General features: G+C 69.9%; 12 protein-coding genes. 7 read left to right on the top strand and 5 right to left on the bottom strand.

Features of this window, described 5'->3' with window-relative positions:
• Positions 1-4: 4 nt before the first annotated feature.
• The 3 genes from ACIPWY_RS32125 to ACIPWY_RS32115 form a co-directional block, all read right to left on the bottom strand.
• Positions 5-658 carry a GntR family transcriptional regulator gene (locus ACIPWY_RS32125; RefSeq protein WP_362909361.1) on the bottom strand — a complete coding sequence of 218 codons (654 nt, stop codon included), beginning with the start codon at positions 656-658 and terminating at the stop codon, positions 5-7.
• A gap of 108 nt (positions 659-766) precedes the next feature.
• On the bottom strand, positions 767-2,509 hold the full coding sequence (locus tag ACIPWY_RS32120) for an adenine deaminase C-terminal domain-containing protein (RefSeq protein WP_401536154.1): 1,743 nt from the start codon (positions 2,507-2,509) through the stop codon (positions 767-769).
• Positions 2,506-3,870: an NCS2 family permease gene (locus ACIPWY_RS32115; RefSeq protein WP_393702292.1), complete on the bottom strand. Its 1,365-nt coding sequence runs from the start codon at positions 3,868-3,870 to the stop codon at positions 2,506-2,508. Before ACIPWY_RS32115 ends, ACIPWY_RS32120 begins: the two co-directional genes overlap by 4 nt.
• A 224-nt stretch (positions 3,871-4,094) precedes the next feature.
• On the opposite strand from ACIPWY_RS32115, the gene ACIPWY_RS32110 reads away from it, so the two are divergent.
• The gene (locus tag ACIPWY_RS32110; RefSeq protein WP_362909355.1) at positions 4,095-5,081 is read left to right on the top strand and encodes a LacI family DNA-binding transcriptional regulator; all 987 of its coding nucleotides are present in this window, start codon (positions 4,095-4,097) and stop codon (positions 5,079-5,081) included.
• Between the two features lie 13 nt (positions 5,082-5,094).
• On the opposite strand, the gene ACIPWY_RS32105 is transcribed toward ACIPWY_RS32110, so the two are convergent.
• Positions 5,095-5,685 (bottom strand): TetR/AcrR family transcriptional regulator, encoded by a 591-nt coding sequence (locus tag ACIPWY_RS32105; protein WP_362909354.1) that lies wholly within the window; start codon positions 5,683-5,685, stop codon positions 5,095-5,097.
• A 48-nt stretch (positions 5,686-5,733) separates the two neighbouring features.
• On the opposite strand from ACIPWY_RS32105, the gene ACIPWY_RS32100 reads away from it, so the two are divergent.
• The 5 genes from ACIPWY_RS32100 (at position 5,734) to ACIPWY_RS32080 (ending at position 10,564) form a co-directional block, all read left to right on the top strand.
• Positions 5,734-6,279 carry a GNAT family N-acetyltransferase gene (locus ACIPWY_RS32100; protein ID WP_393702295.1) on the top strand — a complete coding sequence of 182 codons (546 nt, stop codon included), beginning with the start codon at positions 5,734-5,736 and terminating at the stop codon, positions 6,277-6,279.
• Positions 6,280-6,564: 285 nt separating this feature from the next.
• Positions 6,565-8,010, top strand: coding sequence for a family 2B encapsulin nanocompartment shell protein (locus ACIPWY_RS32095; protein ID WP_401536151.1), 1,446 nt, complete (start codon positions 6,565-6,567; stop codon positions 8,008-8,010).
• A gap of 25 nt (positions 8,011-8,035) precedes the next feature.
• Complete coding sequence (locus ACIPWY_RS32090) at positions 8,036-9,085, top strand: family 2 encapsulin nanocompartment cargo protein terpene cyclase (RefSeq protein WP_393702297.1); 1,050 nt, start codon at positions 8,036-8,038, stop codon at positions 9,083-9,085.
• 89 nt (positions 9,086-9,174) lie between these two features.
• On the top strand, positions 9,175-10,050 hold the full coding sequence (locus ACIPWY_RS32085) for a geranyl diphosphate 2-C-methyltransferase (RefSeq protein WP_362909346.1): 876 nt from the start codon (positions 9,175-9,177) through the stop codon (positions 10,048-10,050).
• Between the two features lie 124 nt (positions 10,051-10,174).
• Positions 10,175-10,564, top strand: a complete 390-nt coding sequence (locus ACIPWY_RS32080; protein ID WP_393702300.1) for an NUDIX domain-containing protein — start codon at positions 10,175-10,177, stop codon at positions 10,562-10,564.
• 28 nt (positions 10,565-10,592) lie between these two features.
• Here the strand turns inward: ACIPWY_RS32080 and ACIPWY_RS32075 are convergent, their stop codons facing one another.
• Positions 10,593-10,772: a hypothetical protein gene (locus ACIPWY_RS32075; protein ID WP_362909342.1), complete on the bottom strand. Its 180-nt coding sequence runs from the start codon at positions 10,770-10,772 to the stop codon at positions 10,593-10,595.
• Positions 10,773-10,982: 210 nt separating this feature from the next.
• Here ACIPWY_RS32075 and ACIPWY_RS32070 point away from each other — a divergent pair, with 210 nt between their 5' ends.
• Positions 10,983-12,164, top strand: a complete 1,182-nt coding sequence (locus tag ACIPWY_RS32070; RefSeq protein ID WP_362909341.1) for a hypothetical protein — start codon at positions 10,983-10,985, stop codon at positions 12,162-12,164.
• Positions 12,165-12,307 lie beyond the last annotated feature (143 nt).

Raw genomic sequence — 12,307 nt, 5'->3', positions numbered from 1 at the left:
GTGCCTACTGTTCCGGGGTGCGCCTGCGGTGCGCGGCGGCCTCGCTGCGGCCGGTCGCCAGGTGCTTGAGGGCGAGCTCCTCGACGCGCGGTACATCCCGGGCCTCGATCGCCTCGTACAACTGCTCGTGTTCCTTGGCGACGCCGGTGATGTCGTCGTGCTGGCCGAGCAACCAGCGCATCCGGCTGCTCAGGGTGCGGCCGAGCTCGTTGAGCAGCTCGTTGTCGGCCAGCGCGGTCACGGTCTCGTGGAAGTCGGCCGCGGCCCGCCGCGCCGGTACGGCATCCCCCTTGGCCGCCGCCCGCAGTTCGGCGTCCAGGTCCGCCCTCAGCCGCGCGAGCCCCGCGCGGGTGCGCCGCTGGGCTGCGAGACGGAACGCCAGCATCTCCAGGGCCGCCTTGACCTCGTCGAGGTCCTCGACGTCGGAGGAGGTGAACTCACGGACCACCGCCCAGCTCCGCGGGCGCGGAGTGACAAGACCCTCGTTGACCAGGTCCTTGAGGGCGTCACGGACGGGCAGGCGGCTCACCCCCAGTTCCGCCGCCAGTTCCCGCTCCACGAGCTTGCTGCCCGGCGCCCGCACACCGTCGAGAATCTGATCGCGCAGCGTGCGCGTGACCCGCTCCGACTCGGGTTCAAAAGTGTCATCCCCTGTCATGAGCACTATTCTCGCACCGCGTCGCAGGTCATTCGGCCTTACCCCACCTTCTCGACGGGAGCGGCGGCGCGGTGGAGTGGCGACAGCGCCGCCACTCCCCGGCCGCGGTCAGGAACCGACCGTCGCCCCCACCGGCGCACGCCGCACGACGTCCACCAGCGACCGGTCAGTGATCTTCAGCGCGGGGGACACGGCGAGCGTAAGGGTGGACACGCTCATGAACGGGTTGAGGTGCTCCCATCCCCACGCCTCCAGCGCCGCTCGCACGGCGCCCGCCTCCTCGGCGACCCGCGCGGCCGGCCGGGCGGACAGCACGCCGCCCACGGGCAGCGGCATCCGCGCCACCACGCTCTCTCCGGCGCTGCCGCGGACGACGGCCACGCCACCGCCGTCGGCGACCACCGTCGCCGACGCGGCGGCCATCGCCGCGCGGGAGGTACCGATCGTCAGCAGATTGTGGCTGTCGTGGGCGTACGTGGTGGCCACCGCACCCTCTTCCAGGTCCCGTCCGAGCAGCGGCGCGAAGACGACTCCGTCGCGCCCGTGGCGATTGCGGACGCGGACCAGTACGGTCCTGCCCTCCCACGCCACTTCGCCACCGGACACGGGGAGTTCGACCTCGGCGGCCTCGGTGTACGTGTCGCGCGGGTTCACGCGCATGGCCCGGAACCGGTGCGTCCCGTCGGGCAGGTCCACGCGCCAGCGGAACCCGTCCGCGTCCTGCGCCTCCACGTCGACCCGGCTCTCCAGAGCGCCGGCCTCCCCGGACCGCGCCTCGTAGACCGCGGCGCCGTCCCTGCCCACGACCTGACCGCCGGCCAGCACCACAGCGGGGTCGAAGGCGGCGAGTTCGCCGCGCAGGAGGACCAGGTCGGCTCGCTTGCCCGGCGAGACGACGCCGCGGTCGTACAGCCGCAGCCGCTGCGCCGGTGTCCAGGTCAGCGCGCGCAGGACGACGTGCGGCGGGAACCCCGCGGCCACCGCCACCCGGGCGATGTGGTCCAGGTGTCCCTTGGTGACGATGTGGTCGGCCGCGAGGTCGTCGGTCACGAGGCACAGCGGCGGCAGCTGGGGCAGCGAGAGAAGTGCCTTCGCGACGTCCTCGTCGAGGCACTTCTCCTGGAGCATCATCGTCATGCCCAGGCGGGCCTTCTCCAGGACCACTTCGGTGCGGTTCTTGGTGTGGTCGGAGTCCACACCGGTGGCCAGGTAGGCACTGAGTTCCGCGCCGCTGAGGTTCGGGCAGTGTCCGTCCAGGATCGTTCCCTGTGCCCGGGCGGCGGCGGTGACCGCGGCCATCCGCGGGTCGCCGGCCACCACCGCGCGGTAGTCCATGACCTCGCCCAGCGCCACGACGCCCGGCCAGCGCAGCATCTCCGCGATGTCGTCGGCGGACAGCGCCGCACCGGCGTGCTCGAGACCCTCCAGCGCGGGCACGCACGACGGCACGCCCCACAGCTGGGTCTGCGGCGTCCGGTCACCGGCGTCGATCATCCAGCGCATGGCGTCCCGGCCCGCCACGTTGACGATCTCGTGCGGGTCGGCGAGGACGGTGGTGGTGCCGCGGGCCAGCGTCACAGCGGCGAACTGCTGCGGCGTCAGGAAGGCACTCTCGATGTGCATGTGGGCGTCCACGAAACCGGGGACGATCCGCATGCCGGTGGCGTCGATCTCCTCGCGCGCCTCCGCGGGCGTGCCCGGTGGCAGTACGGCGCTGATCTCGCTCCCCCGGACCAGTACGTCCGCGGGGAACTCCTCGCCGGTGAAGGTGGACACCACGCTGCCGCCGAAGATCCGGAGGTCGTGCTGTTCACTCATGTCGTCGTGCTCCTTCGTGGACGGTGTCGTCACGGGACGAGGGTGTAGAAGTAGTAGCCGAGCGGGACCATCACGATCCACAGCGGCCAGGCCACCTCGCGGATCCGCCCGCTGACGGTCTTGACCAGGACGTGTGCGGCCAGGCCCGTCGCGATGCCGGTGCCGAAGTTGCCGAAGAACAAGGTGGTCGCGACGGTCAGTGCCGCGGGGACGGCGTGTGTCGAGTCCTTGAAGTCGACGTTCCTCAGGGCGCCGAGCATGTTCAGCCCGATGTACATGAGGACGGGTGCGGTGGCCGCGGACGGGATCAGTGTCGCGAACGGAGTGACCAGCAGCAGGAGGCCGAAGCCGCAGGCCGCCCACACGCTCGCGAGGCCGGTCCTGCCTCCCGAGTCGGGGCCGGCCGACGACTCCAGGTAGGCCGTCATCGACGGCGCGCCGACGGCGGCCCCTCCCATCACGGAGACGGAGTCGACGAGGAACGGGCGGCGGGAGCCGGGGATGTTGCCGTCCTTGTCGAGCAGCCCCGCCCGCCCGGCGACGGCCAGCAGCGTCCCCGTCATGGAGAAGAACTCCGAGACGAAGAACGCGAAGATGTACGGGAAGTACTCGGGCTTGAGGGCGCCGAGTATGTCGATGTGGAAGAACAGCGGGCCGGGCGAGTCCGGGGCGGAGAAGAGGCTGTCGGGGATCTCGGTCACGCCCAGCGGGATGCCGGCGATCGTCACCGCCGCGATGGTGATGAGGAAGGCGCCGGGCACCTTGCGCGACGCCAGCGCGGTGAGCATCAGCAACCCGGCCAGGGCCAGCAGTCCGGCGGGCTTGGACAGATCGCCGACGGCCAGCGCCGCCTTGTCTGCGTTGCCGACGACGAGGTCCGCGTCCCGGAATCCGATCAGGGCGATGTAGAGGCCGAGGCCGCCGCTGATGGCGTACTTGAGGTGCATCGGCATCAGGCGCGTGACGAGGTCGCGGATGCCGAGGAGCGTCAGTACCAGGAAGGCCACGCCGGACCAGAACACCATGCCGAGCGCCGTGTCCCACGGGACGTGGTCCTGGCCGACGATGGTGAACGCGACAAGTGCCACTCCGCCGAGGCCGGGGGCGACGACGAACGGCAGGTTGGCTATCAGGCCCATCGCCAGGGTCGCGAGGGCTATCGCGATGATGACGGCCGTGGTGGCGGCGCCGTGCGGCACACCGGCGGCGGCCAGTTGTCCGGGCACGACCACCACGGCGTAGGCGGCGGCCATGAACATCGAGGCACCTGCCACGAGTTCGGTGCGGTGGGTGCTGCCGCGGCCGCGAACGCTGAAGAGCCGTTCGACGGGCGAGGCGGGTGGCTCGGTCGTGACGGCGGTCTGCTCGCCGGTGGTCGGAGCGGTGGGTGGCATACGAAACCTCGGCGGGGATGAGGGGTCGGGCAGGACTGCCTGGGGCGGCGTCGGCGCGGGAGAGCTTCGCGGGAGTTGGGGGCACCCGGCTTGGGTCCGGTCTCTGCAACCGGTCTCTGAAACCGGTTGCAGAGACCGGTTGCAGGTATGATGGCACGCCGTGGAGCGAAAGTGAACACAGGGGCCCGAGCACGCTCGGCAGGCAGGTCAGGCAGGGGGCGGCAATGGCGACGCTGATGGATGTGGCGCGCGCGGCGGGGGTGTCCAAAGCCACGGCCTCAAGGGCTCTGCAGCGCCCCGAGCTGGTCGCGGAGCCCACCCGCCTGCGCGTGCTGGACGCCGCACAGCGCCTCGGCTTCCATCCCAACGCCGCCGCGCGCGCACTCACCACCGGGCGGACGGGGCTGGTCGGCCTGGTCGTGCCGACGCTCTCCAACCCGTTCTTCGCACCGCTGGTGATGGGCGCGCAGCAGACCGCCGAGAAGACCGGCCATCACCTTCTGATCGCCGTCTCGGAGTACGACCCCGCGCGTGAGGCGGAGCTCGCCGACCGCCTCGCGGAACAGGCCGACGGACTGATCATGGTCACGCCGGTGGGCGCCGACGCAGCCCTGCGGGAGCACGCGCGGCGCCTGCCCCTCATCCTGGTCGACCGCCAGGTGGGCCGGCTGCCCGCAGTCGTGGCCGACACGGCGACGGGCCTGGCCCAGCTCATGGACCACCTCCTCGACCAGGGGCATCGGGACATCGCCTACGTCTCCGGTCCCGCGGGTTCCTGGGCCGACGGGCAGCGGTCCGCCGTCCTGAAAGAGCGTGCGGAACACGCGAAGGCCCGACTGCACGTCCTCGGACCCCTGCCCCCCACGTTCGACGCGGGGATCGAGGCCGCTCGGACACTCCCCCGCGACGCGACAGCCGTTCTCGCCTACAACAGCTATCTGACCCTCGGCCTGCTGCACGGACTGGGCGCGGCGCATCGCCGGGTACCCGAGGACGTCAGCCTGGCCGCGGCCGACGATCTGAGCAGCCTCAGGTACACGACACCTCCCGTGACCGCGCTCGACGTCCCGGTGGAGGAGGTGGGCGCACTCGCCGTCACGCGCCTCATCGACCTGCTCGCCGGCCACCACGTCACGGTCACCTCCCGCCTGCCGTCCCGGCCGGTCCTGCGTGCGTCGACGGCTCCACCCGCGGCGTCCGCGCACCGGTAGTCGCGACGACCCTTCACCCGGTGCGGGTCAGCGCGTCCAGGTAGTCGTCAAGGAGCTCGGCCTGTCGACGGGGCGCGAATGTCTCGGGGTCGAACAGGGCCTGCACCACCAGGCCGAGCACGAAGGCCTGGGCGCCGGCCGCGATGCGCGCCGGATCCCCTGCGGGCAGTTCGCCCGCCTCCTGCGCGGCCTCGACGAGGTCGCGCAGCTTGTCTCGGCCGCGCGCGTACTTGCCGGCGTAGTCGTCGCTCAGCCCGGGATCGGCGAGCGCGGTGTCCCAGGAGGACACCCAGATCCTGTTGCTGTCGGTTGCCTCGGCCGTCAGCGGCAGGATGCTCAGCAGGGCGGCCTTGAACGCGGCCTGCCCCTCCCCCGCGGCAGGCCGGGGGCGTGAGACCGTCCGCTGCTCGAGCAGGTCGAGGGCGTAGGCGACCAGGTCGCGCTTGGCCGGGAAGTAGTGGGTGAGCAGGCCGGTGGACGCGTCGAGCTCGGCGGCGACGGCGCGCATCGTCAGGCCGCCGAATCCGTGCGCGACCAGCACCCGCCAGACCGCCTCGGAGACGTCACGGCGACGGGCCTCATGGTCCCCCTTGGTACGTGGCATGCTGCTACGGTACATAGCCAAAACGCTTGTTGTGTGAATGAGGTCCTGATGTTCTCTCTCCCGCTGCGGGACGACGCCCGTCTCGCGCCTCTCGAGATATGGCACGCCGAGGAGTTCGCCGCCCACATGGACCGGGCTCGCGAGCACATCCGGCCGTGGGTCGGGGCGGGGTTCGTCACCGCCGATGTCGACGGGGCGCGGGCCACTCTGGGCCGGTACGCGGAGCGTCAGGCCGCGGACGGCGGCCGCCTCTACGGCATCTGGCTCGACGGCACCCTGGTCGGCGGCGTGATGTTCGTGGCCTTCGACGCCGCTTCCGGTTCCTGTGAGGTCGGCTGCTGGCTGGAGCCCGGTGCCGAAGGCCACGGCCTGATCACACCGGCGTGCGGCGCTCTGCTGGACTGGGCGTTCACCGCACGGGGCCTGCACCGCGCCGAGTGGCACTGCCGGGCCGACAACGAACGCAGCGCCGCGGTGGCCAAGCGGCTCGGCATGACGATGGAGGGCGTACAGCGCGAGTCCTGGCCCTACGACGGCACCCGCCACGGCACGCAGCTCTGGGCGATCCTCGCTCCGGAATGGCGAACCCGGTAGCCATCTCGCTGCGCGCCGCGGAAGAGCGAACCCGGTGGCCACCGCAGTGCGCGCCCCACCGTTCGTACGCGTCCCGCGCACACGTTCCCGTAGCGCGGGACGGCGCGCGATCATGTTCCGCTTTCCCTTCTGCCTCATTCGGCAGGTTTGCACTTCCAGGACGCGAAATCGCCCCCTTCGCGCCGTACTGGCCACGTCTCCCGGCTGCTTGCCTTGTGGGTGCAACGAGGAGCTTTCGCACCACCGATCGCTTCGCTCACCCTCGTTCACGTCCTGGGAGGGAATGTGTCCGTAGCGGACAGCGCCACCGGTCCCGCGAGCGACGAAGAATCCGCACCTGAAGTCCCCACCGACCAGCAGCTGACCAGCCTCGGTACCCATGCGGCCCGCCGGCTGGCCACGACCACCAAGTCCGCGCCGCAGATGCAGGCCATCACCTCACGATGGCTGCTCAAATCCCTGCCATGGGTGGACGTCAAGGGCGGTACGTACCGGGTCAACCGGCGTCTCCAGCTCAGCGTCGGCCGCGGCAGGGTGCAGTTCGACCAGAACGGCAGGGACGACGTCAAAGTCATTCCCGAGACGCTGACCGAACTCCCCGTCCTGCGCGGGTACGACGACATCGACGCGCTCAGGGAGATCGCCACCCGGTTCCGGACCCGGCAGGTACGGGCCGGACAGGTCCTCTTCGAGGCCGGGCAGCCGGTGACCGAGGCGTACCTGGTGGCCCACGGGCGGTTCACCCGCTTCACCGAAGGCAAGTACGGCGAGGAAGAGGTCATCGGCGTCGTCACGGACGGCGACCAGATGGGCGACGAGGCCATCGGCCAGCCGGACCCGCTGTGGCTCAGCTCGGTCCGGGCCGAGACCACGGGCACGGTTCTCGTACTGCCCTGGGACGTCGTCGAGGAGCTCACCGAGCGGACCCCGTCCCTCGCCGCGCACCTGCGGGAGTACGCCGAACGGCAGCGGCTGCCGAGGAACCGCAAGGGCGAGGCGGACGTCCCAGTGCAGTCCGGGCACACGGGTGAGCCGACGCTGTCCGGCGGCTTCGTCGACTACGAACTCGCGCCGCGCGAATACGAGTTGTCCCTCACCCAGACCGTCCTGCGCGTCCACACCCGCATCGCCGACCTCTACAACGACCCGATGGACCAGACCGAGGAGCAACTCCGCCTCACCATCGAGGAGATCCGCGAGCGCCAGGAGTGGGAACTCGTCAACAACCGTGAGTTCGGGCTGCTGCACAACGTCGACTACGGCCAGCGCATCAGCACCTTCTCCGGCCCGCCCACCCCCGACGACCTCGACGAACTGCTCTCCATGCGCCGCAAGACGAAGCTCTTCCTCGCCCACCCGAAGGCGATCGCCGCGTTCTTCCGGCAGTGCAACCGGCGCGGTCTGGTGCCCGGCACCGCCACCGTCGACGGTCACGAGGTGCCCGCCTGGCGAGGCGTTCCGCTGTTCCCCTGCGGCAAGATCCCGGTCACGCCGCAGCACACGACCAGCATCCTCGCGCTGCGCACCGGGGAGGCCGACCAGGGAGTCGTCGGCCTCTACCAGACCGGCATCCCCGAGGAGTACCAGCCCGGCCTGAACGTCAGGTTCATGGGCATCAACACCACCGCGATCATCAACTACCTCGTCACCGCCTACTACTCGCTGGCGATTCTCGTCCCCGACGCGGCAGGGATCCTCGAGAACGTCCAGATCGGACGGAGCGCCGAATGACACACGACGACGGACGGGATACGCGTTGAGCGCCCCGCCGGACACCACCGCCCCCTTCTCGCCACCGGGGCCGCCCAACCTGGCCCACACCCTGCAGACCCGGCGCGGCGGGGCGGTCCCCGGGCTGCGCCATCAGCCGGCGGTGCCCGCCGATCCCACGAAGGTCGAGGAGGTCGACCGCAGGCTGGAGCTCTGGGCGCGCGGGCTCGAGCTGTTCCCCGAGGCGTGGTTCGAGGACTTCGCGAGTTTCCAGGTCGGGCGGGCCGTGGTACTGCAGCATCCGGGGGCGGCCGACCTGGACCGCCTCACCGCCGCGGGCAAGTTGCTGCTCGCCGAGAACATGGTCGACGACTGCTACTGCGAGGACAAGGGCGGTTCGCCGCGCGGGCTCGGCGGCCGGCTGATCATGGCCCAGTCGGCGATCGACCCGTACCACGGGACCCCCGAGGCGGAGGTGCAGTGGCGCCACGGCATGCGGGCCGACGGCCCGCTGCGCTCGTACCACGCGGCCTTCGAGGACTACGCCGCCTTCGCCACGCCCAGCCAGACCGACCGGTTCGTCCATGACATCGCCCGGCTGCACCTCGGGTACCTCGCCGAGGCCGCATGGGCGGAGACGCGGAACATGCCGCGCGTGTGGGAGTACCTGGTCATGCGGCAGTTCAACAACTTCCGCCCCTGTCTGTCCCTGGTGGACGCGGTGGACGGCTACGAACTGCCCGAGGCCGTGTACGCCAGGCCCGAGATCCAGCGGGTCACGGCACTGGCCTGCAACGCGACGACACTCGTCAACGACCTGTACTCCTTCACCAAGGAGCTGGCCAACGACCCCACCCATCTCAACCTGCCGCAGGTCGTCGCGGCCAACGAACGGTGTGGCCTCAAGGCCGCCTACCTCAAGTCCGTCGACATCCACAACGAGATCCAGACGGCCTTCGAGGAGGAGGCCGCGCTCCTGTCCGCCATGTCACCCCTCGTCGAGCGGTACGTCCAGGGGATCAGCACCTGGGTGGCCGGCAACCACGAGTGGCACGCCACGAACAGCCGCCGCTACCACCTGCCCAACTACTGGTAGCCGAACCACTGGTGGCCGAGCTGCCGGCGCACCACTCCGATCCACCAGCCCAACTGATGAACCGTCAGATGCACTGCGAGGAGTACCTGTTGACCACCGCTCCCCACTTCACCTCGGCCGTACCGGTGCCGACCCAGTCCACGTACCAGTCCCGTGTCGCCGAATACTGGAACGCCGAGGAAAACCCGGTCAACCTCGAACTCGGCAAGATCGACGATCTGTACCACCACCACTACGGGATCGGGCCCGCGGACAACTCGGTGCTCGACGAGCCCGACCCCGCGCGGCGCAACGACCGGATCACGGCCGAACTGCACCGGCTCGAACACGCCCAGGCCAACTTCCTCGCCGACCACCTCGGACCGCTCACCCCCGCCGACCGGGTCTTCGACGCGGGCTGCGGACGCGGCGGGGGCAGCGTCGTGGCGCATCTGCGGTACGGCTGCCGGACCGACGGCGTCACCATCTCGGCCAAGCAGGCGGACTTCGCCAACGCCCAGGCCGCCAAGCGCGGCATCGACGAGCAGGTCCGCTACCACCACCGCAACATGCTCGACACCGGCCTGCCGACCGGCGAGTTCGCCGCGTCGTGGAACAACGAGTCGACCATGTACGTCGAGCTGGACCTGCTCTTCGCCGAACACGCCCGACTGCTGCGCCGCGGCGGCCGCTACGTGGTCATCACCGGCTGCTACAACGACAGTTACGGCCAGGCGTCGCGCGAGGTCTCGCTGATCAACGCCCACTACATCTGCGACATCCACCCGCGGTCGGAGTACTTCCGTGCCATGGCCCGTAACCGCCTGGTCCCCGTGCACGTCGAGGACCTCACCGAGGCCGCGCTGCCGTACTGGGAACTGCGCAAGCAGGCCGACCATCTGGTCACCGGCATCGAGGACACGTTCCTCACCGCGTACAAGAACGGCAGCTTCCAGTACCTGATGATCGTCGCCGACCGCGTCTGAGTCCGGTCCGCCCCAGACCCCTGATCCGGTGCCGTCAGCGTGAATTGACCTTCGTGGGGTAGGAAGGCCTGGCCCGCACACCGTGCGGTCGGATCACGCGGAACAGGGAGAGGGCGGTCGGATCATGACGCTGGAGCAGACGGCCCAAGGCGTGGTGAAGGCGGTCGTCATACACAACGGACGCCTGCTCCTGGTGGAACAGCCGGACGGCAGTGACCTGCCGTCCGGCTTTCCCGAGCCCGCCGAGTCGGCGGAGGCCACCGCCGCGCGCCTTGTGTACGAGCTCACCGGCTATCTCGTCGACGGTTCGTCGACGCTCGAAGCGAAGGCTGCTCAGGAATATCCGGGATCGGAGTCAGGAGCGGCCGTCGTGTGCCGGTTGCTGACCGAGGACCCGTCGGACGGAGCGCGGCTCACGCCGGAGCAGATCCACTGGGTTCCGGTCGCGGCGGCCGTGGACACCACGCCGCCCGGAGCCGTGCGCGACTACTTGAAGGGCCACACGCCCGTGTGAGGCCCTCCAGGTCGTTCTCCGGATCCCGTCACGGGGCCCAGCGGCCGTTGGCCTTGCGGTGATCGTGGGGCTGCTGAGACTTGTTGGGCAGCTGGTCCTTCGCCTGCTTGACGGCCGCCTGCGGGATCTGCGAGTGGAAGTACAGCAGCTTGCCCTGCCCTCGTGCACCTATACCGTGGTGCCCTTTCGCCGGTGAGTTCTTGCTCATGTCTCGGCACCTCGCCATCTCGCATCGGCTCCGCGCGCCCGGAAAACCCCGCTCGCGCTTTCCGTAGATTTCACGGTACGCCGCCCCTGAGGATTACGGCGGGTCGAACGGATCCCCCACTGTTCTCCCCGTACAGGGGGCCGGGCGACGTCACTCTCCGGTCGGCGGCCTCCACCTGCGTGTCCGGGAGATCGATGCGACGCTGAAACGGTGCATACCTCCGAACTCACTCCCGAAATCCGTGCCGCTCTGAGCAAGCCGCGGCCGTATCCCGCGATCACGCTGGTCATGCCGACCGATCCGGATTTCCCCTTCAGCGACAAGGACCGGATCCTGCTCCGCGACCTCGTCACCGAAGCCAAGCGGAGGCTGGCGGACGACCCGGACGTGGAGCGGGAGACGAGGCTGGAGCTGCGGGACAATGTGCTCGATACGGCGGCGATCGAGCGCGAGGCCGATCCCTTCCACCCCGACGACGCCATGGTCGTCTATCTGGCCGTGAACGAGCCGGTTCAGGTATGGCGGATGACGTCGCTCGCACCGGTGGATCCGCGCGTCGAATTCGCCACGGCATTCCTGACGCGGTACCTGGTGGCCGCCGAGCAGCGGTCGCGCCCCTACCTGGTTCTGGTCCTCGACCAGGAGATCTGCAGGCTGTACCACGGATCTGTACGACGCCTGCGGGAAGTGGAGGAGAACGGGTGGCCGGACAAGCCGCGGATCCCGTCGCCGGAGGACGCCATTCCCGGGTCCATCCCGCACTCCGCGCCGTACGAAGGACATGAGGAGCGGGTCGAGCAGTATCTGCGGACCGTGGACAAGCGGCTGGGGCAGTCATTCGAGGAGCACAACGGACTGCCGCTGTTCGTCATCGGCGGCGACAAGATTCTCTCGACGTTCAAGAGCATCACCCGCTACGGGAATCTGATCGCCGGAACGCTGCAGCTGACGGGCATGGACAAGGATTCGGCCCAGGATCTGGAGAAGCGGCTTCAGCCGGCACTCGCCGACTTCTACGCGAAGCAGGTCGCCGAAGCCGTGTCCGAACTGAGCGAAGCGCGTGGGCAGGGCAAGTACGTGGGCGGCGCACCGGACGTGTGGACCGCGGTCGCCGACAAGCGGGTGCGCCGGCTGGTGGTGGAAGAGGGGCTGACGCTGGCGGGCCGCATCACCGAGGACGACCGCGCCCTGGAACTCGTGGACGTGCCGAAGCCGGTGACGCTGCCGGAGCCGAAGAAGGACATGGAGCCGTCGGCGCACGCACGGGGTGTGGCCACCGACATCGTCGAACAATTCGTGGACAACGCGATCGCGGCCGACGCCCGAGTTCTGTTCGTGCCCGACGGGACGCTCCCGGAGGCCGGCGGCGTGGCGGCGCTTCTGCGGTACTGATCGCTTCTGCGGGACTGATCCCGGAGCGACGAGAGACAGACGCGAGAGTCGGGGGGCCCGTGAGATTTGAAGGGGCCCCCCCCAGCCACGTGGTGGGATCGAAGGTGTAAAGGGCAGAGGAGACTATGCTGGGGAGGGATAAT

The sequence above is a fragment of the Streptomyces sp. NPDC090032 genome, assembly GCF_044748025.1.
GTDB lineage: Bacteria > Actinomycetota > Actinomycetes > Streptomycetales > Streptomycetaceae > Streptomyces.
The sequence above is the reverse complement of the archived record's forward strand: the minus strand, read 5'-3'. Positions and strand labels throughout refer to the sequence as shown.